We start from the raw sequence: 22857 nt of genomic DNA on the forward strand, positions 1-22857 counted from the left end.
GCCCAGCGATTTCCTGCCGCGATAGCGCAGGTAGGGCAGACGGTTCCGACTGCGCGACTTCGCGTATTGCTCGCACGTCGCGTTGATCGTGCCGGAGTGGATACCGAGCGCCTTGCTGCTCCCCGTCGTCAGCACGTTCAGATCGAATCCCGTCGGCCATTTCTTCCTCCACTTGAGCGCGTGCTTCTGCGTGTCATTGCAGAAGTTCCAGACGTAGTTCACCGCGCGGCTCTGCTTGTTGAGCAGTCCGTTGAGCGACTTCACGCGGTAGCGGTAGACAAGGTTCATGCCGGTGATCCTAACCCGTGGAAGAAGCTACCTGTCAACAGCATTATTTTCCTTCCCGCCATGCGCTCCGCAGGAAGTCCCCTTGAGGGAAATGACGTGGTTCCTCGGGGCAATTCGTGCGGATCCTCGGTGCGCGGCCCGATGCGCATGCCCGCCTCGTCGGCTGCTACATGCTGTTCTATTCGGTCGGCAGCGGGCTCGGCGCGATCGCGTCGACGATGATGTATGCGCACGCCGGATGGATCGGCGTCTGCGGGCTCGGCGCGGCGGTCAGCGTGGCCGCGTTCGTCGTGTGGGTCGTGACGCTCGGGCGTGCATGACTCGGATTGAAAACGACGCGCGAATCACGGCGATCATCCGGGCAGCAAACGGCAAAAAGCCGGCTCGCCCGAATCGGGCGACCGGCATGGGCGGCCGGCCTGCGAACCGGACGCGCATGCGCGCGCCGGCTCGAGTGTCGCGGCGACGTGCCGCGCTCGCTTACCCCGCCGCCTGGATCGCCTCTTCGTACACGCCGGCGACGCGTCGCGCGATCACCGCGTTGTCGAAATGGTCGCGCGCGTAGCGCTTGCACGCGGCCTCGTCCGGCAGGGCGATCGCGCCCGACAGCGCGCCGCCGAGCCCTTCCGCGATCGCATTCGCGCCGGTCGACGGCAGCACGAGATCGTTGGACAGCCCGGCGACCGCCTCCGGCAGCCCGCCGACCGGCGTGACCAGCACCGGCGTGCCGGACGCAAGCGATTCGACCGTGATCAGCCCGAAGCCCTCGAGCGCGACCGTCGGCACGACACTGACCGTCGCCGCGCAGTACAGCGCCGCGAGATGGTTGTCGGGCACGAAACCGAGCAGCTTCACGTTGTCCTGCAGCCCGGCCTCGTCGATGCGCTGCTGCAGCTCCTCGCCGATCTTGCCCTTGCCGGCGATCAGCAGCAGCACGTCCGGGTGACGGTGCTTGACGAGCCCGATCGCGTCGATCAGGTCCTCCAGCCCCATGCGCCGCACGAGCCGGCGCACGGCCAGCACGATCGGCCGGTCCTGCGGCAATTGCAGCTTGTGCCGCGCCTCGCCCGGCGTGAGCGGCGTGTCGAACTGCGCGGTATCGACGCAGCCCGGAATCACGCGCACGCGCGACGGGTCGATGCCGTAGCGGTTCGTCAGGATCTGGCCGAACGCCTGCGACAGCACGATCAGGCGCGACGAGCGCGTATACACCGCCTGTTCGAGATAGCGCTTCGCGCGCTGCCCGAGCGACGCGGCGCCCTCGACCTGGCTTTCGTCGGCCCACGGCCCCTGGAAGTGCGACACCTGCGGAATCCCGCGCGTCACGTCGAGGCCCGGGAACGTGTACAGCGCGAAGTGCGACGAAATCACGTCCGGCCGCTCGCTGCGGATCTCGTCGCGCAGCGCACGGCGCGCGGCGAGCATCCGGCGCGCGAGCGGCTGCGACGCGGGCCCGAAGCCCTGGATCGCACCGCCCGTGTCGTCGGCGACCTTCGGAGAGCCGGCGACGAGCCCGCGCACCTCGACGCCCGCACCGGGCAGCGCGCCGACGAGCGAGTAGTACATCCGGTCGAGGCCGCCCGCGCGTTCGGGGAACCAGTGCATGCCGATTTGCAACGATTTGATCGGCCGGGAAGATTGGGACATCAGGACTGCTCCTGCGTGACTGCATGCTCGACCCGCTCGAATGCGGACGGCTGCGTGGGTTGGCCGATGCGCCGGTAAAGCGCGACGTACTGGGCGCCCATATGGGCCCAGCCGAAACGGGTCATCAGTTCGCGGGCCGCGTCGCCCATCGCGCGACAGGTGTCGCGCGACGCCGCGAGCGAGCCGATCGCCTGCGCGAGCGCAGCGGGATCGTCCGGGTCTTCCAGCACGATCCCGCAGTCGCGCGTGATGATTTCCGCGCCGCCGGCGGTGCGCGCGGTGACGACCGGCAGCCCGGCCGCCATCGCTTCCAGCAGCGACAGGCTCATCGCTTCGTAGCGCGACGGAAACACGTACGCGTCGACCGAGCGCATCAGCGTCGGCATGTTCTTCACGAGCCCGAGGAAATGCACGCGCGACGCGATGCCGAGCGCGCGCGCCTCGTCCGGATACGGGCTGCCGGGCAGATAGCCGGCCACCGCGAGATGGACGTTCGCCGGCAGTTTCGTCAGCGCCTTCAGCACGGTGCCGAGGTTCTTGCGCGGCGTGCGCAGGTCGCCGACGAACAGCAGCAGGAACGCGTCGTCCGGCAGCTTGAACGCCGCGCGATCGGCCTGCGCACCCGCGAACGCGCTGCCGTCGACGCCGTTGTAGATCACGCTGATCTTGCGGCTGTCGATGCCGAGCCCGGCGATCTCGTCGGCCACCTTCTGCGACACGGCCGTGATCGCGCGCGAACGCCGGTACGCCCAGCGCTCGAGCGAGGTGTTCACGCGCGTATAGACGTACTGGTAGGCCGACCACAGCCCCTTCGTCGGCCCGAACGGGTAGTACGGGCTCTTGAACCAGCCGCCGTGCACGAAGTGCGCGGTATTCACGTCGGCCTTGATCCACGAGATGAAGCCGTTCACGTGCAGCACGTCGTATTCGCCGCGATGCGCGCGCAGCCAGGCCGCGCTCTTGAGTGCGAACACCTGCTGCTTGACGAGATTCGACGGCCAGAAACCGCCGACCTTGATCGGCACCCAGCGCACGCGCGGGTCGGCCAGCAGCTCGGGCGCGACATGCGACGCGACCAGCGTGACCTCGTAGTTTTCGGCCAGCGCCGCGCGCGCGATTTCGTAATTGACGCGGCCCTGCCCGTCGTTATGTCGCACGACGTGCGTGACGATCGCGATTCTCAATGGTCGCCTCCCCGTGAACGCGCGGCGGCCAGTTGGCGCTGCGCCTTCTGCCAGTGCGCCGCGGATAGAATTGAAAAAATGGCCGTGAACAGCAGCAGGCCGCCCGTGCCGATCAGCGAGTTCGTGAATACGAGCATCGCGAATACCGACAGGCACAGGCTCAGGCATGCGCCGACGAACTTGTCCTTGCGCAATTTGAACGCCGCGCGCAACGTGCGGGCGAGCAGCATCACGACACCCGACAGGTACAGCAGCGTGCCGGGCCAGCCGAGCACGAACGGCACGTTCATCACGCCGCTGTCGAAGCTGCCGTACTTGCCGAGCTCGCCGCTGTCGCTCGACAGCTTGGTGGACGCGCCGGTCGCGCCCATCCCTTCGCCGGCGACGTCGGTGAACGCCGTTTGCGCGAAGGTCGCGTAGAACTTGTTGCGGTCGTCGTAGCTGCGGTCGTCCTTCAGGTTCGTGATCGACTGCAGACGCTGTCCGAGCCGGTCGGCCACCGGCCCGACGGTCAGGAGCGGCACGCAGAGCCCGACCAGCACGACACCGCTGATCAGGATCCGCATCCGCACGCGGTTGCTCGACTGCACGAGCTGGATCGCGAGCGCGATCACCCAGCCGCCCCAGGTCGAGCGCACGAGACACAGCGCGAACGACACGAAACCGGCGGCGCCCGCGAACCAGCGGACCTTCTGCGGTGCCGCGAACACGAACACCAGCGCGCCCATGATCGCGAACGCGAACGGCCCCGACGAGTTCATCGTGCTGAATACCCGCACGCCGTACGGCACCGGCTCGCCCTGCGAACCCATGTCCGAGCCGATCATCCACAGCACGTCCCACTGTGGCATCACGAAGTACTGCACGACCCCGTACACGCCCATCACGAGCATGCCCCACATGAACGTGGACAGCAGCACGTCGCGGTACTCGGGATAGTCGCGCGAGTTGACCATGATGTGAAAGCCGATCAGCACCGGGTACACCCAGTTCGCGAGGTCGTACGTCGCGGCCATCACGCCGCTCGACACGATCCCGACCAGATACGCATACGTCAGCCCGAACAGCATCAGCAGCACGGGAATCCCGCGCCGCTGGGCGAGCACGCGGTAATGCCTGAGCAGCCCGAACCCGGCGATCATCGTCACCGCGAGCGGCGCGACCTGGATCAGGCTCGTCGGCGTGAACGCGCCCTTCGACCAGTCGGCGAGACGCCGCACTTCGGGGCTCAGGAACCACACCCACCACATGAAGCCGACGTAGCGCGCCGGGCTCTTGAAATACAGCCAGATGCCGACCGCGATGGCCAGCACCGGAAACGCGAGCGTCAGCACCTTGCCCTGGTGAATGGCGATCAGCGCGGCGGTGAACGTCCACAGCCCGGCCTGCCCGACCCAGTGCTTCGGTTCGGGTAACCGGCGGCGGTTGCGCGACGGTGCGCGTTCGGCGGCAATCGTACTCATCGATCCGCTCTCACCGCGACGACGGGCGCGAATCCGCGAGCGGCATCGCGAGACCGGCGGCCGCCGGCGTGCGACGCCGGCGCAGCATGTCGCCCGTGATCCGCACGTGCTGTTCGGCGAACGCCTGCGTGGTCAGGTCGCGCTCGCGCAGGCATGCGGCCGCGGCGCGCGCGCACTCGAGCGCGGCGACCGGATCGGCCACGAAGCGATCGGCGGCCTGGCGCATCGCCTGTGCGTCGAACGCCGGCACGTAGGCGGCCGTGTCATGCGGGAAGTAGTCGCTGAGCCCGCCGACGTCGGACACGATCATCGGCTTGCCGACCGCCGCCGCCTCGAGCATCACGGTGATGCCCGACGCGTGGAAGTTCGGTCGCAGCGGCACGACGATCACGTCGGCCCATGCGTACAACTCGTGCTGCTTCGCGAGGCCCGATGCCGAGCCGATCTTCACGTTCGGCGCATGCCACTCGCGCGGCACGCGGCGGCGCGTCGCGAGCCGCACGTCGTAGCGCTCGTCGCCGCCAAACGCGGCGAGGAACGTGCGCCAGTCACGGTCGCGGTCGTTGCCGATCGCGGCGATCCGCAGCGGCCGGTTCGGCTGCCATTGCCGCGGTTCGGTCGGCGGGAAATCCTGCGTGTTCAGCCCGTAGTAGACGAACTCGGCTTCGCGCCCGAGATAGCGGCGGCACAGCTCGGCGTTGTCGCGGGCGAGCGTCGTCAGCGCGTCGGCGCGCGCGAGCAGCTTGCGGTACAGCCAGCGGCGCGGGCCGCCGAACGTGGTCCACTTGTCGAACAGCCAGACGCTCTGCGCGAGCAGCAGCGGGCGCTTGCCCCGTGCGCCGGCGAGCTTCAGGATCAGTGCGGCGGCAAGATGCTCCTGCTCCGTGTGCGTCCAGATCACGTCGGTGGCCAGCAGCGCGGCGCGATTGCGCCACGCGTGCATGACGTCGAAGCCGAGCGTCGCCTTCAGCGCACGGCGTGCGAGGCTCGCGACACGGTTCTCGCGCCGGTCCTGCGAATAGGTCAGCCGGAACTCGTCGGATTCCGCGTGGTGATAGCCGTACAGGCAGCCGATGTTCTCGCCTTTCCGGTAGGTACGCGGATCGGCGCCGTAAAACAGGTGGACGTGAACTTTCGTGGCAGTCATGCAAGCCCTCCGGGGGTAGCTGTGCGCGATGCGCGCAGCCCGTTCAAGACGTCACCGGCGGCATCGCCGCACGATGGGGGGCAAGGTTCGCGCGGCGCGCATCGCGTGCGCCGCGGCGCACCGCGCGCCAGTGCTCGCGCACGCGGTCGCGCCGCGCGGTATGCAGCGAGAGCAGCACGTGCGCGAAGCCCGGATAGACGCGCGTGCCGACCAGCGTCCACCACCACCACGCGATCTCGCGCCGCATCAGCGGCAGATGCTCGCGCAGGATCAGGTGCAGGTTGTACGCGCCGTTGCTGATCGCATTCAGCGACGCGGCATCGCGCCGGTCGTCGTCGAAACGTTCGGCCGGAAAATGATCGACCGCGATCGCCGGGTCGTAGACGAGCTTCCAGCCTTCGCGCTGCACGTGCATGCTGAAACCCATGTCGTTGTGCACCTGCGCGCCGGCGCCGCGCAGTCGCGTATCGAAGCGCAGTCGCTCGATCGCGGCGCGGCGGTAGCTCATGTTCGCGCCTTTCAGCATGTCGACTTCGCGCGCGCCGCCGACGCCAAGGTGATGGTTGCCGATGATCTTGCCGGACAGCGTGAGCTGGCCGACGAGCTCGCGCGATTCGTCGAGCACGCGGCCCTTCTCGTGCACCCAGTCGCGGCCGCCGACCGCACCGACGCGCGGATCGGCCAGGAACACGGCTTCGACGCGCGCGAGCCAGTCGGCGTGCGGCGCCGCGTCGTCGTCGGTGATCGCGACGATGTCACCGGTCGCCGAGTCGAGCCCCTTGTTCAGCGCGGCGACCTGCCCCGGCACGTCGACGGGCACGATCCGCAGTGGCAGCATGCCGCCGACCGACGGATCGGCAAGGCGCTCGTGCGTGGCATCGTCCTCCGGGCGCGCGACGACGATCACCTCGTCGGGCAGCCGCTGCTGCCGCTGCAGCGCCAGCAGGCAGCGCGCGAGGTCGGCGGGACGCCGGTAGGTCGGAACGAGCACGGAAATTTTCATCGGGGGGGGTCTCCAGTCGGCCGGGGCGGTGCCGCTCGCACCGGCCCGGTGTCGTGAAATGCGATCAAGCGCTCAGGTATTCGTGGACGGCCGCATAGCCGCGGCCGTAGCCGCGCGCCTTCGGCGGCACGCCGTTGAAGATCCCGCCTTCCAGATCGACGCCCGCGGTACGCAGGCGCTTGATCGCGTCGGTGATCTCGCCTTCCGTATGCATGCCCGAGCGCAGCACCAGGAAGGTCGCGCCGGCCATGCGGCCGATGATGGTCGCGTCGGTCACCGCCAGTACCGGCGGCGAGTCGATCAGCACGACGTCGTAGCGCTTGCCGAGCCCTTCGAGGTATTGCGGCAGGCGCGTCGACATCAGCAGTTCCGACGGGTTCGGCGGGCGCGTACCGGCCGAGATGAACGACAGGCCCTGGACCGGCGTCTCGCGGATCGCCTCCTCGAGCGGCGACTGATCGCTCAGCAGCTCGGACAGGCCCGGCTGCGCGGTGAGGCCGAAGTAGCGGTCGAGCATCCCGCGGCGCATGTCGGCGTCGATCAGCAGCACGCGCTTGCCCGAATGCGCGAGCAGCACCGCGAGGTTGACCGTCAGGAAGCTCTTGCCGATGCCCGGCGTCGGGCCGGTCAGCACGACCACGCGGTTCTTCGCGTCCATCATCGCGAACTGCATCGCGGTGCGCAGGCTGCGCATGCTTTCGACGCTCAAGTCCTTCGGACGCAGGCTCGCGAGGATCGGCCGCGCGCGGCCGCCGCCCTTCTCGGCCATGGCGTCGAGCTTCACCTGCTCGGCGCTTTGCGGCACCAGCCCGTACAGCGGCAGGTTGAACGTGCGCTCGACGCGGTCCGGATCCTCGATGCCCTGGAACAGGTTGCGGCGCAGGAACACGATGCCGGTGCCGAGGATCAGCCCGAGGAACACCGCCGCCGACAGGATCAGCACCTTCTTCGGCTTGACCGGATCGCCCGGGCGCAGCGCCGAATCGAGGAGGTGGATGTTGCCGCCCGTGCCGGCCTTCTGCACCGACAGTTCCTGCACGCGGTTCAGCAGCAGCACGTAGATGTCCTCGGCGACCTTCGCGTCACGCTGGAGCTGGACGGCCTTCACTTCGGTCGCCGGCAGGCTGCGGAAGCGGTTGCTGAACTTGTCCTTCTCGCCCTGCAGCTCCGCGAGCTGCTGCTTCGCGGCGATCACCATCGGGTGCGAATCGGTGAAGCGCTGCGCGAGCGACGCGAGCTGCAGGCGCTGGGCGGCGATCTGCTGCTCGTACTGCACGCTGCCCTCGAGGTAGACCTTCGCCTCGTCGCTCGCGTTGATCGAGCCGGACGTGCGCTGATACTGCGTCAGCGCGGCTTCCGCGCGCTCGAGGTCGGACTTCAGGCGCGGTTCCTCGCCCTTCAGGAAGTCGAGCATCTTGGTCGCCTCGGCCTGCTTCGCGATCACGTGCTGGTTCAGGTACGACTGCGCGAGCGCGTTCGCGATCGCGGCGGTCTGGTCCGGGTCCTTGCCTTCGAGCGAGATCTGCACGACGCCCGTCTGCTTGCCCTGCTCGGTCACCTGGATGCCGGACTGGAAGCCGGCGATCGCGTCGAGATCGTTGTAGCGGACCACCGTGAATTGCGTGCCCGGACGCGCGACGAGCTTCTGCACGAGCAGCGTCACGCCGCCTGCCTGCTCCGATTCGCCGACACGGCCCGACAGAAGACGGTTGCCGTTCTGGTCGACCAGCGTGTAGGTGCCGTTCGGGCCAGCCGTCAGCGTCAGCTTCTTGCCTTCGAGCGCGGGCACGACGTTGATCGTGTCGATGTCGGCGATTTCGCCGCCCCACGCGTACGACCGCAGGCCGAACCAGGCGCGCGACGGCTCGCCCGGCGTCGCGACGCGCGCGGCCAGGCTGCCAAGCACCGGCAGCGCCTTCGGCACGACCGAGAAGTTCAGCTTGAACTGCTCGACGACCGGTGCGACGACGCCGCGGCTCTTGATGATCTCGATTTCCGCATCGGTCGGCGCCTGCTGCGGACCGCTGTTGATCATCGCGCCCGTCTGCGTCTGCGTGAGCGCCTGCGACGTGTTGTCGTTGCCCTCGACCCGCACGTGCACGTCGGCCTGATAGACCGGCTTCGCGACGTAGCAATAGAGGCCGGCGAACGCGATGACGGTCACCGCGATGCCGAACAGCAGCCAGATGTCGTCCATGAGCACCTGGAGCAGCTGGCCGAGGACGACGTCCTCTTCCTCGGTTTTCGCGGTCAGATCCGCGTATGAGTGTTTCGCTTGCGTGTTCACCATTCGTTCCCGCTTGAGTGGTGCCGGGGCGGAGGCGCCGCCCCGGCGGGCTATCAGCGCGTGATTTGCCGCATGAAGAAGATCGTCTGGATCGTCGGCAACACCTGCTGCAGCACGCGGTTGAACTGCACCGAGCCGGCCGTGCTGACGTAGACGACGTCGAGCGGCTGGAGCGGGAAGCGGCTCGACAGCATCAGCGCATCCGGCTGCGTCATGTCGAGACGGAACACTTCCGGCTTCGTCGGGTTGTCATGCATCCCGCGCATCACGTAGATCTTGCGCGGGTTCGCATCGGTGTCGAGGATGCCGCCGCCGGACGTCAGCGCATCGGCGAGGGTCAACCTGCCCTTGAGCATCGGCACGGTGACCGGCGTCTTGACCTCGCCCATGATGAACACGCGGCTGTCGCTGCGGTCCGGCACGTTGATGATGTCGCCCGGTTGCAGCATCACGTTCTGCTTCACTTCGCCGCGATCGAGCACGCCGTTCGCGTCGAGCGTGTAGAGCTTGCCGTCGCGCGTCAGGCGCACGCGCTGCAGGTCGGCCTCGTTGGTCGAGCCGCCCGAGCGCGAGATCGCGTCGACGAGCGTCAGCGGCACGTCGCTCACCGCGAGCGGGCCCGGCTGCTTCACCTCGCCCGTCACCTGAACCTTCTGGCTGCGGAACGACAGCACGCGCACGTCGAGCTGCGGATTCTTCACGTAGCGCGCGAGGGTGGTCGCCATCTCCTGGCGGATCTGCGCGATCGTCTTGCCGGCCACGTGGATACGGCCGACGAACGGGAAGAAGATCGTGCCGTCGGCGGCCACGGTCTGGCCGTACGGATCGGCCTGGCCCGGCAGCGCGGTCGTATACGGCTGCTGCAGCGCGCCCGCGACCGTCTGCGTCGTGTTGCCGCCGCTCGAGAACGACTGGCCCTGCGGCGTCGTCAGCTCGGGGTGATCCCACACCGTGACGCCGAGGATGTCCTGCGGGCCGACGCGGTACACGTATTGCGACGGATCGGTGTAACGGCCCGGCGGCAGCGGGTGCTCGACCTGCTGCTTCTGCAGCTGATCCATCACCAGCTTCGCGTCGATGTAATGAACCGGATAGGTTTCGGCCTGGCCTTGGCGGCCTTCGTCCTTCAGGTTCGACGAGTCGAGATAGTTGCCGGGCGCGGTCGCGCAGGCCGACAGGAATGTCGTCAGTGCGACGGCAAGCGCCAGCGGGCGCATGGGACGTTTCAGCATAGTTTTTGCAGCCATCCTTGAACCAGACGTTCGATCAATGAGTAGCTCTCGCGATAGTCGGCCTCCGGGCCGCCATGCGGATCCGCGATCTCGGCGTCCTCCCACTTGCCCAGCAGGTGGACCTTGCCGCGCGCGAACGGATCGACCGATTCGACGGCCTTGATCTGTTCGCGCTCGCTGACGAGAATCAGGTCGGCGTCGCGCACGATCCGGCGCGACAGCCGCCGCGACCGGTGCGTCGTCGCATCGACGCCGCGCTCGGCGAGCAGTTGCCGCATCACCGGATCGATGCCGTCGCCATCGTTCGCCCGTACGCCGGCGGAGTGGAACGTCACGCGCGGGCCGCCACGCGACGCCGCGTGCGACCTGAACAGCATTTCCGCCGCCGGGCTGCGGCAGACGTTCGCGTGACAGACGATCAGGATGTTCCGGAACATGGCGTCTCGAATCGGGTTACGGGTAACGGTGACGCGCGGATCAAGCGTTCGCGCGCGCGGCGCCCGGCACGCGGGCGGTGACGGCCTGGCGCGAGCCGGGGCGGCCGATCGGGTGGTATTCGATGCCCTGCTCGCTCATCGTCTCCGGCTCGTACAGGTTGCGGCCGTCGAAGATCACCGGCGACTTCCACAGGCGGCCGAGCGCGACGAAGTCGGGGCTCTTGAAGATCTTCCATTCGGTGACGATCACGAGCGCATCGGCATCGCGCGCGGCCTGCGCCTCGTCGTCGACGAAGGTGAGGCGCTCGAGCCAGCTCGGGTGATTCGCGAGATCGAGTGCGAGCACGCGGCGCGCTTCCTGCTGCGCGACCGGGTCGTACGCCGCGATGCGCGCGCCGCGCGACAGCAGCTCGGCGATCAGCTCGCGGCTCGGCGCTTCGCGCATGTCGTCGGTGTTCGGCTTGAATGCCAGGCCCCAGATCGCGAACGTGCGGCCCGTCAGGTCCTCGCCGAAGCGCGCGACGATCTTGTCGGCGAGCACGCGCTTTTGCGTCGCGTTGACCGACGACACGGCCTTCAGGATCTGCAGCGACTGGCCGTGCTCGTCGGCGGTGCGGATCAGCGCCTCGACGTCCTTCGGGAAGCACGAGCCGCCGTAGCCGCAGCCCGCATAGAGGAAGTGATAGCCGATGCGCGGATCGGAGCCGATCCCGCGGCGCACGGCCTCGATGTCCGCGCCGAAGCGGTCGGCCAGGTTCGCGAGCTCGTTCATGAACGAAATGCGCGTCGCGAGCATCGCGTTCGCCGCGTATTTGGTGAATTCCGCCGAGCGCACGTCCATGTACAGCGTGCGTTCGTGGTTGCGGTTGAACGGTGCGTAGAGCTTCTTCATCAGCTCGCGTGCGCGCTCGCCCGGCACGTCGTCGTCGCAGCCGATCACGATGCGGTCCGGCCGCGTGAAATCGTCGACCGCCGCGCCTTCCTTCAGGAATTCCGGATTCGACACGACCGAGAACATCGGGTCGTCGCCGCGCTTCGCGAGTTCATCGGCCACCGCCGCGCGCACGCGCTCGGCCGTGCCGACCGGGACCGTCGACTTGTCGACGATCACCTTGAAGCCCTTCATGTAGCGGCCGATGTTGCGCGCCGCCGCGAGCACGTACTGCAGGTCGGCCGAGCCGTCCTCGTCGGGCGGCGTGCCGACCGCGATGAACTGCACGTCGCCGTGCGCGACCGCTGCCTCGATGTCGGTCGAGAAGCGCAAGCGGCCCGCCGCGCGGTTGCGCGCGATGACTTCCTTGAGGCCCGGCTCGTGGATCGGCACGCCGCCGTTGTTCAGGACGTCGATCTTCGCCTGATCGACGTCGAGACAGAACACGTCGTGCCCGATGTCGGCGAGACAGGCGCCGGTGACAAGACCTACGTAACCGCTGCCGATGATAGTCAGATTCATGATGTGTCGGACCTCGTGACCAATGATTCGAAATTCGTAAAACCGGAGTGTCTGTGCGGCGACGCCGCGTCAGTAAGCGTTGCTGCCGGCGAAGCCTTTCCAGAGCGTCAGCACGACGATCTTGATGTCGAGCCAGAACGACCAGTTCTGCATGTAGTACAGATCGAGCTTCACGCGTCCCATCATCTTCTCGATCTGGTCGGTCTCGCCGCGAAAGCCGTTGATCTGCGCCCAGCCGGTGATGCCCGGCTTGATCCGGTAGCGGAACATGTAGCCCTTCACCAGATCCTTGTAGATGTCGTCGTGCGCGAGCGCATGAGGCCGCGGGCCGACGACCGACATCTCGCCCTTCAGCACGTTGATGAACTGCGGCAGTTCGTCGAGGCTCGTGCGGCGCAGGAAGCGGCCGACCGACGTCACGCGCGTATCGTTCTTCGTCGCCTGCGTGACCTGCCCCGCGACTTCCTGATGCACCTTCATCGAGCGGAACTTGTAGATCTCGAACTCGTGCCCGTCGATCCCCTTGCGCTTCTGGCGGAAGAACACCGGCCCGCGCGACGTGAACTTGATCAGGCAGGCAATCAGCACCATCACCGGCGCGAGTGCCGTGAGCGCCGCCAGCGCGAACAGCCGGTCGAACACGAACTTCGGCAGGATCCGCACGTCGGTGATCGGCGACGCCGCGAGGTTGATCGCCGGCACGCCGAGCACCTCGACCACTTCCTGGTTGAAGAACGACAGCGTGCGCACGTCCGGAATGAAACGGATATTCACGAAGTCGTGGCGGAACACCGTCACGATCTGGTGAATCCGGCGCTCCTCCGTGATCGGCAGCGTGAGCCACAGCTCGCTGATCGCGCGGCTGCGCACCAGCCACACCAGCGATTCGAACTGCCGCTCGATGCGCACGTCGTCGAGCGCGACTTCGCCCGGCGCTTCACTTTCATCGAATACGCACACCGGGTTGAAGCCTGCTTCCGGCCGCGCCCGCATCTGCGCGATCAGCCGCCGCGCCGCCGGCGTACCGCCGACGATCGCGACCGCCTTCAGGTTGTAGCCACCGCGGCGCAGTTGTCGCAGCACGACGTGCACGCAAGCCTTCGAGCCGGCGAGCAGCACCATCGTCACGACCGCCCAGTAACCCAGCCACAGCCGCGACAGGTCGCCCGACTGGTGAAAGCTGAAGCTCATCAGGATGCCCGCGAGCTCGACCACCAGCCACGCGAACGCAACGCGCCCCACCAGCCCGACGAGACGCTTGCCGCGCCACGACTGGTAAATGCCGATCGCCGGAAAGAACACGACGACCAGCAGGCAGTCGAACAGCACCGTCGTGCGCTGCAGGTCGTTGAGCCAGATGCTGCCGCCGTGCAGCGCGGCGGCGATCAACGCCCCCAACACGACCATCGCAATATCGATGACTCTCGCCAGCACGCTCAACATGTCTGCTTCCTCTTTGAACAGGCGTTTGCCGAACAGCTCCTTGCGCAGCCCGTGCCGCACATTCGATTCAAACGTTGCATGACGCTATTGAAGCGGTAAGAAAATCCCTCCTCAAGCGCACAAGTATTTCGAAAAATAATCGGAAATTCTTGCCGCGGCATTCTTGAATTAAATCGGCACGTTTTCCCGAATCGATCGCGAATCGGGATTTTTTCGATAACTTTACGGCTCCCGCCAGCTCCTTGCGGGAAGGCGCTCCAGCGCGATTCGCCGAATTATTTTTTTATTTTTTTATTTGCATCGGATGCTATCGCGGAAAATTCTCCCGGATACGTGCGCGACGAATATCGTGCAAAACGCCCGGTTTTATTGTCGATTTACTTCATGCTACAAACAGGCACTGACTTCAATCGAGGAGAGTGTCATCATGAATGCTCCGGCCGTGGCAGCCGATACGCGCCCTTCTTCTTCCGCCGCAACCGACGCCGGGTTGCGCGTCGCGGTGCAGCCGGTGATCCTTGCCGGCGGTTCGGGCACGCGTCTGTGGCCGATGTCGCGCGAACACTATCCGAAGCAGCTGATCGGCCTGCTCGGCGATCATTCGCTGCTGCAATCCACCGCGCTGCGGCTCGACGGCCTCGCGACCAGTCATCCGCTGAACGACGACGTGCTAATCGTGTGCGGCGAGGATCACCGCTTCACGACCGCCGAACAACTGCGCCTGACCGGCAAGCGTGCGGCGATCATGCTCGAGCCGCTCGGTCGCGACACCGCGCCCGCGCTGACGCTCGCCGCGCTGCGGATCGTCGCCGGCGGCGGCGATGCCGTGATGACGGTGATGCCGGCCGACCACGCGGTGGCCGACCAGGCGCGCTTTCATGCGGCCGTCGCGGCCGGCGTGCACTGCGCGGCCCAGGGCAAGATCGCGACGATGGGCATCGTGCCGGGCCGCGCCGAAACGGGCTACGGCTACATCCGCGTCGGCGCGCCGCTCGGCGACGCCGCCACCGGCAACCTCGACGTGCGCCGTCTCGACCGCTTCGTCGAGAAGCCGCATCTCGAACTTGCGCAGCAGTACGTCGCATCCGGCGAATACTGGTGGAACAGCGGGATCTTCATCGTGCGCGCGTCGGTGTGGCTGAACGCGATCCGCCAGCTCGAACCCGAGATCCACGCAGCCTGCGAGCAGGCCGTCGCACGCGGCAAGGACGACGGCGACTTCTTCCGCGTCGACCGTGACGCGTTCGCCGCGTCGCCGTCGAACTCGATCGACTACGCGGTGATGGAGCGGCTCGTGAACCTGCCGCAGCTGTGCGAAAGCGTCGTCGTGCCGCTCGACGCGGGCTGGTCGGACGTCGGCTCGTGGGACGCGATCTGGCAGATCCTGCCGAAGGACGATGCCGAGAACGTCGGCCGCGGCCACGTGCTGTTCGAGAACGCCGAATCGACCTTCGCGCATTCGGAAAGCCGGCTCGTCGCGTGCGTCGGCACGCAGAATCTCGTCGTCGTCGAAACGCCCGACGCCGTGCTCGTCGCCGACAAGTCCTGCGTGCAGGACGTGAAGAAGATCGTCGGGCGCATCAAGGCCGAACGCGGCGCGGAAGCGACCGATCACCGCAAGGTCCATCGCCCGTGGGGCCACTACGACTCGGTCGACATGGGCGAGCGCTTCCAGGTGAAACGCATCGTCGTGAAGCCGGGCGCGCGACTGTCGCTGCAGATGCACCACCACCGCGCCGAGCACTGGATCGTCGTGCGCGGCACCGCGCGCATCACGCGCGGCGACGAAACCTTCCTGCTGTCCGAAAACGAATCGACGTACATCCCGCTCGGCGTGTCGCACCGTCTCGAGAACCCGGGCAAGATGCCGCTCGAGCTGATCGAAGTGCAGTCGGGCGCGTACCTCGGCGAGGACGACATCGTCCGCTTCGACGATACCTACGGACGCCAGTGACGCAACGCCTGCCGGACGCACCGTCGCGACGGTGCGTCCGGCATCACGGGCATGGAGGAGACAAAAAACAACGCGCGGGTGCCGTGACGTACGGCAACCCGCGCGTTTTCGTTCGGACGACGCTCAACCTACGCGGTATGCGTATTCGCGGCGGTCCGACTGCACCGGGTCATTGCGGCCCTCGGATAGCGTACCCGCGCGACGCTCGGCGATGAAGCGCTTGATGTCCGACTCGGCACGCGCCAGCGCGGACAGGCCGGCCAGCACTTCGCCTTGCGGCGCACGCACCGGTTCGTCGCTCGCACCATGGCGATCGATCCACTGACGCGCCCAGTCGAGCGCGTACTGCTCCGCTTCCTCCGCATCGGTGAAGCGCGGGCCGATCAGGCCCGAGCGCTCGACGCGCCGGTCGTCCTGCGTGATCTCGGCCCATGCGCGGTACATCAGGTTCTGCACCGGCTGCGCAATGCCGCAGATCGTATAGCCGCGGTATTCGTCGACTTGCGGCTCGGCCGCGGCGAAGCTCGCGGCGGACGGACGCCCGTGACGCAGCCCGGCGGGCTGCGCGCCCGGCACCGCGAACGACGAACCGGACGACGCGTCGGCGTCGGCCTTCGACATCGCGGCCAGCGTCGCGCCCTCGCCATCCCAAACGTTTGCCTGCGCGACCGGCAGTTGCCACGACTCGGGGTTCTGCCAGAACACGCCGCGCAGACGGTCGTTGTCGGGCACGGGCTCGGCACGGCATGCCGGCGCGACCGGCACCGGCGGCGGCGGCACATACGCGAACGTGCGCCCGCTGAACTGGGTCAGCACGTCGATCATCTGCAGCAGCGTGCCGTTCGCGAGCCACTCCTCGTAGCGGCGGCGGCACGTCGGCCCGGACGGATAGCGTCCGGGCAGTTTGGACCACGCCTCGCCGGTCGTGAGGATCCAGAGGACCGCATTGGCGACGACGCGCGGTTCGGCACGTGGACGGCCGCGACGGTTCAGCCGGATGGGTTCATCGGCGATCAGCGTTGAAAGACGAAACCACTCTTCATCGTTAAGCTCATCGAAGAACATAGTTGATTTCTCCACACAGCCAGGCCGGGGCTGCGATTGTCGGCGCCGTCGTCACGCATCGCGTCACGGGGCGGCCCGGTTGCACATTATGGTTATCCGATTCTTGTGCATGCCGGCGCGACACCGCACTTTCACGGTGCCGCCATTCCCGGCAATGGCGCACAAATCTCGGTCTCACTCCAATGTGGGAATTTTTGTGCACGAAGCATACCATCCTCAGGGTTTATCTCAATATGACAATGACTTAATGTTACGCACTGAAACAACCTGCCATGGATGCGCAATCCATTTACGCTTGAATTTTTTTACACGATCGTTATGCGAGACGCTGGGAAGCCCCGTCTGACGGGGCTCCGCGGGGTGCATGCGAACACTGGCCAGCGGGCCTCCCAAGGTGTTCAGACCCTTACCGGTAACAATCCCGGGAATTGCCGCTCAAAATCGGTAAATCAGGGAAAAATTCGTAACAAGATATTCACGGATCGGTAAATCGTTCAAATTCCACTGAACTGAATTTTCTCCGCGCACAATCTTTTTATTGTTTATCGGCGAGTAATGAAAGCGATCGGACGCGCGATGCACATTGTTTCCCGGCATGCAAGCGTTGACGGGTTTGTTACATCCTCCACGTAACGGGCGGCCGACAGCGGCGGCGCGCCGCGTTTCGGGTCGGAACAGCGGCCAATCTGTGCGACAAGGAGAGCGGGATCCGGGCGCGCGTCAGCGCAGATCGCCTGCCAGCGACGCAGCCACGTCCGCCGCGATGCGTTGCGGCGGCATCGTATAGGCCGGGTGATCGCAGCCGATCGACAGCGTCGCGCCATCCTTGAGCGCCACGCGCATCGGCCCGCTCAATTCGAAGCGCACGAAATGCACGGCCGAGGTCTTCTCCGCGTTGTCGCGGTCGAGGTCCTCGTCGGCGATCGCATAGACGTCAGGATGCCCGTCGACCCGCAAGTACACGCGATCCTCGACGCCGATCAGCCGCGCGAGTGCCGCCCGCCGCTCGGCCTCGTGCTCGTATTCGATCTGCAGCGTCGCCTTCAGGTTGGTACCGTCAGGCACGAGCGGCAGATAGGCTTCCAGTTCGCCTTCGATGCCGGCCTCGTCGAAGATCTTCTCGATGTGCAGCATTTCCTGGATCTGATAGCGGATCGTGGTCTCGTCCTCGAACAGGAAGCGCAGATGGTTGCCGAGCGCCACCGCGCGGCGGCGCTTGTGCGCGACGAGCCGCGCGTGTTCGGTCTTGCGGATCTTCGCGTACGCTTCGAGCGTCAGCAGCGAGTCGCGGGTCAGCGTCATGGGATGTCCTCGGATAGCGTGGATATCTTCGTGGAGCGGCCGGTTCAGATGCCGTACGCGCGACGCAGCAGCGTCAGCGGATGCGCGAGCGGCGCGGCGGGCAACCCTTTCTCGTCGATGCCCTGCACGATGTGATGGCCGGCGAGCGCGCAATCCGACGACACGACATCCGGCTTCGGCTCGGCCATCGCCTTGAATACCGGCGTGCCGATCCGCATCGCGTCCGCATGGAAGGCCTTCTTCACGCCGAACGTGCCCGCGTGCCCCGAACAGCGCTCGACGACGTTGACGCGCGTATCGGGCACGAGCGACAGCGTGTCGGCCGTCTTGCGGCCGATGTTCTGCACGCGCGCGTGGCACGGCACGTGATACGACACGGTGCCGAGTCCCTGCTTGAAATCGGTCTTCAGCAAACCGTCGCGATGCCGCGCGATCACGTATTCGAACGGATCCCAGAATGCATCGGCCACCGCGCGCACGGCTTCGTCGCCGGGGAACATCAGCGGCAGTTCGCTCTTGTACATCAGCACGCAGCTCGGGATCGCGCCGATCAGCGCATAGCCTTCGCGCGCATAGCGCTCCAGCACCGGCACGTTCACGGCCTTCTTCGCGGCGACGCCCGCGAGGTTGCCCTGCTCGAGGAGCGGCATCCCGCAGCACGCTTCGCGCGTGACGAGTTCGTACGGGATCTCGTTGTGCGCGAGAATCGCGAGCAGGTCGTGGCCGATACCCGGTTCGTTGAAGTTCACGTAGCACGTCGCGTAGATCGCGACCTTGCCGGGCGTGCGTTCGCCGTCACGGACCGGCGGGCCGTCCGAGCGCTTAGCGGCGCGCCGGAACTTGCGCGGCGCGAACTCCGGCAGCCATGCGTTGCGATCGACGCCGAGCGCCGCTTCGAGCGCGTGGCGCGCGGGCGGCGTGCGATTCACCGCGTTCACCGTCTGCGTGACGATCGGAATGCCCGCGAAATAGCCGAGCGCGTCGGTGTTCGACAGCACCTTGTCGCGCAACGGCGCTTCGCCGCGCTGGTAGCGCGCGGCCTTCGCGCGCAGCATCAGGTGCGGGAAGTCGACGTTCCAGGCGTGCGGCGGCACGTACGGGCATTTCGTCATGTAGCAGAGGTCGCACAGGTAGCACTGGTCGACGACCTTGCCGAACGCGTCCTTCGGCACTTCCTCGATGTCGCCCATCGGCGTGTGGTCGACGAGATCGAACAGCGTGGGAAACGCGCCGCACAACGACACGCAGCGCCGACACCCCGCGCAGATGTCGAACACGCGCGTCATTTCCGCATCGATCGCGGCCTGGTCGTAGAACGCTTCAGACTGCCAGTCGAGCGGATGCCGGGTCGGGGCTTCGAGACTGCCTTCCTTGTGGGGCATGAGGCGCTCCAGCGTGGCGCGCATGCGCGCGGACGCGCCGCCCGCGCGGCGCGGGCAGCGATCAACGCACGGCCGGCCGCGGGACATGCCCGGCCGGGCCGTGCAGCCTTGGCGGAGCCCGCGTCAGTCGACGAGCGCGTCCAGCGCCTTCGTATAGCGGTTCGCGTGGCTGCGTTCGGCCTTCGCGAGCGTCTCGAACCAGTTCGCGATTTCGTCGAAGCCTTCGTCGCGCGCCGTCTTCGCCATGCCCGGATACATGTCGGTGTATTCGTGCGTCTCGCCGGCGATCGCCGATTCGAGGTTCAGCCGCGACGAGCCGAACGGCAGACCCGTCGCCGGATCGCCGACTGCTTCGAGGTATTCGAGGTGACCGTGCGCATGGCCCGTTTCGCCTTCGGCAGTCGAGCGGAACAGCGCGGCGACGTCGTTCTGGCCTTCGACGTCGGCCTTCGAAGCGAAATACAGATAGCGCCGGTTCGCTTGCGATTCGCCCGCGAATGCGAACTTCAGATTCTCTTCGGTCTTGCTGCCCTTGAGTTGAGCCATTTGCGCCTCCGTTCGAGTCGGCGCGGTCGCGTGCGAAGCCGGACCGACGATGTATGTGGGGAACGATGCGTACGCCGGACGCGCACGCTTCGTGCCTTTTAATCTAGGCGCTGGCGTTCGCATCCCCCAATAGGCTTTTTCAATCCGCGTGATAGCGGAAGGCGGGAATGAGGGACGGTTGACGGGGGGAGACGGGCCGAGGCCGGGGCCGCGTTGCGCTCGATGTTCGATGTGCGGCGCTCGGCGCTCGATGCGACGCCCGGTGATGCATTCACACCGGCGTCGCTCGTCATGCGTCATGCGTCCGTCGCGCGCTTCAGCAGCAATTCCCTTTCGCGTTCGTTGCGGGTCAATTCCGCCGCCCGGCGGAACTCGACCTTCGCCTCGTCGGCGCGGCCGAGCTTTGCGAGCAGGTCGCCGCGCACGCTCGGCAACCAGTGATAGCGCGCGAGCGCCGGATCGTCGCGCAGCACGTCGACGATTTCCAGCGCCGCGGCAGGCCCGAACGCCATCCCCACCGCCACCGCGCGGTTCAGTTCGACGACCGGCGACGGCGCGACTTCGGCGAGCGCGTCGTACAGCGCGACGATCTGCGCCCAGTCCGTATCCGACGCGTGCCGCGCGCGTGCATGGCACGCCGCCAGCGCGGCCTGCAGCGCATACGGGCCACGCACGCCGCCGAGCTTCGTCGCCCGCTCGAGCGCCGCGAGGCCGCGCCGGATCAACAGCGGATCCCAGCGGCCGCGGTCCTGGTCGAGCAGCAGCACGGGCCGCCCCTGCGCATCGGTCCGCGCATGCATGCGCGACGCCTGCAGTTCCATCAGCGCGACGAGCCCGAGCACCTCGCTTTCGTCCGGCACGAGCCCGGCCAGCACGCGGCCGAGACGCAGCGCCTCGTCGCACAGCGCCGGGCGCGTCCAGTCGTCGCCCGCGGTCGCCGCATGGCCTTCGTTGAACACCAGGTAGATCACCTCGAGCACCGACGCGAGCCGCGCGGGCCGTGCGTCGGCGGGCGGCACCTCGAACGGCACGCGCGCCGCCGCGAGGGTGCGCTTCGCGCGTACGATGCGCTGCGCGATCGTCGGCTCGGGCGACAGGAACGCACGCGCGATCTCGCTCGTGGTCAGCCCGCCGAGCAGCCGCAACGTCAGCGCGACACGCGCATCGGTCGACAGCACCGGATGGCAGGACGTGAAGATCAGCCGCAGCAGGTCGTCGCCGATGTCGTCGTCGCGCGCATCGGCGAGCGCGTCCGCGATGTCGGGGACGACGTGCGCTTCGAGCGCGTCCATTTCATGCCCGAGCTGGTCGCGCTTCGCCGCATGCAGCGACTCCTGCCGGACCCGATCGAGCGCGCGTCGCTTCACGGCCGTCATCAGCCACGCGGCCGGGTTGTCGGGCACGCCGTCGACCGGCCAGTGCTCGAGCGCCGCGACGAGCGTGTCCTGCGCGAGTTCCTCGGCCACGCCGACATCGCGTACCACGCGCGCGGCGCGCGCGATGATCTTCGGCGCCTCGATTCGCCAGACCGCTTCGATCGCACGGTGAGTCGCCTCACGCGTCACGACGCGTGCCCCTGCGCGGACGCGTCCTGCGCCACGTACATCAGCTCCCATGCGTGGCCGTCCGGATCGGCGAAGCTGTGGCCGTACATGCCCGGGTATTCCATCGGCGGACGCGGCGTGGTGCCGCCGGCCGCACGCGCCTTCGCGACGACTTCGTCGACTTCGGCGGGGCTTTCGCACGACAGGCACGACAACACCTGCACGTGCGTCGCCGGATCGACGATCGTCTTGTCGGTGAAGGTCTGGAAGAACGGCCGCACGAGCAGCATCGCGAAGATCGTGTCGCTGATCTTCAGGCAGGCGGCCTGATCGTTGGTATAGGCCGGCACGACCTCGAAGCCGAGCGCCTGGTAGAACGTCTTCGCACGCGGCAGGTCGGCTACGGGCAGGTTGATGAAAACCATCTTGTGCATGACGGGTGCTCCCGGTGGGATTGGATTCAGGTGGGCATTCAAGCGGCGTTGTTGCGGCCGACGTGGAGTTCGCGGAACCGCTCGACCGCGTCGCTCGGCGTGAGGTCGTCGAGCTCGAACAACGGCCGCACCTCGATCTCGCAGTCCATCTCCGCGCCGAACGGCGCCGGAAACCGGCGCGTCCATTCGAGCGCCTCGTCGCGCGAGCGCACCTGGATCAGCGTGTAGCCGGCAATCAGCTCCTTCGTCTCCGCGAACGGGCCGTCGACCACCGTGCCCTTGCCGCCGATGTACCGCACACGCCAGCCGCGCGCGCTCGGCCGCAGGCCGTTCGCATCGAGCAGCACGCCGGCCCTGGCCAGTTCCTCGTGATAGACCGTCATCGCCTCGACCAGCCGGTCGTCCGGCAATGCATCGGATTCACTGATGGCGTTCGCCCGGATCATGATCATGAATCGCATCGCTCACTCCTTCATCGGTGGAAAGGGGCGTCCGTTCATCGGCGCCTTATCCGGACGACGGGCGGCAGGCTGCCGAATCGACGTGCCGCGCGACGAATCAGGGTAAACACCGAGGCTCGACCATCACAGGAAGCATGGGCCGACCGCGCGCACTTCGACCGTGCACCATTGCGCGGCCGGGCACTGGCGCGCGATCTCGATCGCTTCGTCGCGCGTGCCGACATCGACGATGAAGAACCCGCCGACCATTTCCTTCACCTCGGCGAACGGGCCGTCGACGAGGCGCGTCTCGCCGTCGCGCACCTGCACGCGCGTCGCGCGTTCCGTGCGCTCCAGCGACTCGACGCCGCGCAGCACGCCACGCGCCTTCAGCGTCTCGGCGAAATCGACCATCCGCGCGTACAGCGCCTGCCCGTCTTCGAGCGTGCGTTCGGCGCGCTGGCCGGTCGGTTCGACAATCAACAGCATGTAGGACATGGAAATCTCCTGTGGAGGCCGTGCGCGCGAGCGTTCGGATCGCAGGCCGGGATGAACACGTCAGATGCGAAGCGTAGCAGCCCCGGCCGGCCCTGCCGTCATCGTTGG

The 22857-nt window shown here is 67.1% G+C and carries 19 protein-coding genes and 2 pseudogenes; 2 read left to right on the top strand and 19 right to left on the bottom strand.

The genetic code is table 11. The features are described 5' to 3' along the window. A pseudogene (locus tag DIE23_RS04740) lies at positions 1-288 on the bottom strand (RNA-guided endonuclease TnpB family protein); the annotation flags it as partial. A gap of 122 nt (positions 289-410) precedes the next feature. Between DIE23_RS04740 and DIE23_RS04745 the strand changes: the two are divergent. Next, a pseudogene (locus DIE23_RS04745) lies at positions 411-608 on the top strand (MFS transporter); the annotation flags it as partial. Positions 609-768: 160 nt separating this feature from the next. Here the strand turns inward: DIE23_RS04745 and DIE23_RS04750 are convergent. The 10 genes from DIE23_RS04750 to DIE23_RS04795 form a co-directional block, all read right to left on the bottom strand. Continuing rightward, positions 769-1935 (bottom strand): glycosyltransferase family 4 protein, encoded by a 1167-nt coding sequence (locus tag DIE23_RS04750; protein ID WP_124611050.1) that lies wholly within the window; start codon positions 1933-1935, stop codon positions 769-771. Continuing rightward, positions 1935-3119, bottom strand: a complete 1185-nt coding sequence (locus DIE23_RS04755; RefSeq protein WP_124611051.1) for a glycosyltransferase family 4 protein — start codon at positions 3117-3119, stop codon at positions 1935-1937. The genes DIE23_RS04750 and DIE23_RS04755 overlap by 1 nt, the downstream gene beginning before the upstream one ends. Then, complete coding sequence (locus tag DIE23_RS04760; protein WP_124611052.1) at positions 3116-4582, bottom strand: O-antigen ligase; 1467 nt, start codon at positions 4580-4582, stop codon at positions 3116-3118. The genes DIE23_RS04755 and DIE23_RS04760 overlap by 4 nt, the downstream gene beginning before the upstream one ends. Before the next feature lie 10 nt (positions 4583-4592). Beyond that, positions 4593-5729 (bottom strand): glycosyltransferase family 4 protein, encoded by a 1137-nt coding sequence (locus DIE23_RS04765; RefSeq protein ID WP_124611053.1) that lies wholly within the window; start codon positions 5727-5729, stop codon positions 4593-4595. A gap of 43 nt (positions 5730-5772) precedes the next feature. Continuing rightward, positions 5773-6732, bottom strand: coding sequence for a glycosyltransferase family 2 protein (locus DIE23_RS04770; protein WP_124611054.1), 960 nt, complete (start codon positions 6730-6732; stop codon positions 5773-5775). A gap of 64 nt (positions 6733-6796) precedes the next feature. After that, positions 6797-9022: a polysaccharide biosynthesis tyrosine autokinase gene (locus tag DIE23_RS04775; RefSeq protein ID WP_124611055.1), complete on the bottom strand. Its 2226-nt coding sequence runs from the start codon at positions 9020-9022 to the stop codon at positions 6797-6799. A 50-nt stretch (positions 9023-9072) separates the two neighbouring features. Then, a complete protein-coding gene (locus DIE23_RS04780) occupies positions 9073-10251 on the bottom strand; it encodes a polysaccharide biosynthesis/export family protein (RefSeq protein WP_124611056.1) in 1179 nt (392 codons plus the stop codon). After that, positions 10245-10688, bottom strand: coding sequence for a low molecular weight protein-tyrosine-phosphatase (locus tag DIE23_RS04785; RefSeq protein ID WP_124611057.1), 444 nt, complete (start codon positions 10686-10688; stop codon positions 10245-10247). The genes DIE23_RS04780 and DIE23_RS04785 overlap by 7 nt, the downstream gene beginning before the upstream one ends. 40 nt (positions 10689-10728) lie before the next feature. Continuing rightward, positions 10729-12141: a UDP-glucose/GDP-mannose dehydrogenase family protein gene (locus DIE23_RS04790; protein ID WP_124611058.1), complete on the bottom strand. Its 1413-nt coding sequence runs from the start codon at positions 12139-12141 to the stop codon at positions 10729-10731. Positions 12142-12210: 69 nt separating this feature from the next. Further along, on the bottom strand, positions 12211-13584 hold the full coding sequence (locus tag DIE23_RS04795; RefSeq protein ID WP_124611059.1) for an undecaprenyl-phosphate glucose phosphotransferase: 1374 nt from the start codon (positions 13582-13584) through the stop codon (positions 12211-12213). A gap of 427 nt (positions 13585-14011) precedes the next feature. On the opposite strand from DIE23_RS04795, the gene DIE23_RS04800 reads away from it, so the two are divergent. Continuing rightward, complete coding sequence (locus tag DIE23_RS04800) at positions 14012-15538, top strand: mannose-1-phosphate guanylyltransferase/mannose-6-phosphate isomerase (protein ID WP_124611060.1); 1527 nt, start codon at positions 14012-14014, stop codon at positions 15536-15538. Positions 15539-15661: 123 nt separating this feature from the next. Here the strand turns inward: DIE23_RS04800 and DIE23_RS04805 are convergent, their stop codons facing one another. From DIE23_RS04805 to DIE23_RS04840, 8 genes are all read right to left on the bottom strand, one after another. Then, on the bottom strand, positions 15662-16603 hold the full coding sequence (locus DIE23_RS04805; RefSeq protein WP_124611061.1) for a transposase: 942 nt from the start codon (positions 16601-16603) through the stop codon (positions 15662-15664). Between the two features lie 720 nt (positions 16604-17323). Further along, positions 17324-17905 (bottom strand): DUF3501 family protein, encoded by a 582-nt coding sequence (locus tag DIE23_RS04810; RefSeq protein ID WP_124611062.1) that lies wholly within the window; start codon positions 17903-17905, stop codon positions 17324-17326. 44 nt (positions 17906-17949) lie between these two features. Next, positions 17950-19287 carry a heterodisulfide reductase-related iron-sulfur binding cluster gene (locus tag DIE23_RS04815; RefSeq protein WP_124611063.1) on the bottom strand — a complete coding sequence of 446 codons (1338 nt, stop codon included), beginning with the start codon at positions 19285-19287 and terminating at the stop codon, positions 17950-17952. A 123-nt stretch (positions 19288-19410) separates the two neighbouring features. Next, complete coding sequence (locus DIE23_RS04820) at positions 19411-19833, bottom strand: rubrerythrin family protein (protein ID WP_014900079.1); 423 nt, start codon at positions 19831-19833, stop codon at positions 19411-19413. A gap of 296 nt (positions 19834-20129) precedes the next feature. After that, complete coding sequence (locus tag DIE23_RS04825) at positions 20130-21398, bottom strand: RNA polymerase sigma factor (RefSeq protein WP_124611064.1); 1269 nt, start codon at positions 21396-21398, stop codon at positions 20130-20132. Then, positions 21395-21811 (bottom strand): VOC family protein, encoded by a 417-nt coding sequence (locus DIE23_RS04830; RefSeq protein WP_124495675.1) that lies wholly within the window; start codon positions 21809-21811, stop codon positions 21395-21397. The genes DIE23_RS04825 and DIE23_RS04830 overlap by 4 nt, the downstream gene beginning before the upstream one ends. A 38-nt stretch (positions 21812-21849) precedes the next feature. Then, complete coding sequence (locus DIE23_RS04835; RefSeq protein ID WP_124611065.1) at positions 21850-22272, bottom strand: YciI family protein; 423 nt, start codon at positions 22270-22272, stop codon at positions 21850-21852. Between the two features lie 123 nt (positions 22273-22395). After that, positions 22396-22749, bottom strand: coding sequence for a YciI family protein (locus DIE23_RS04840; RefSeq protein WP_124611066.1), 354 nt, complete (start codon positions 22747-22749; stop codon positions 22396-22398). Positions 22750-22857: the final 108 nt, after the last annotated feature.

It is taken from the genome of Burkholderia sp. Bp9143 (assembly GCF_003853645.1).
GTDB lineage: Bacteria > Pseudomonadota > Gammaproteobacteria > Burkholderiales > Burkholderiaceae > Burkholderia.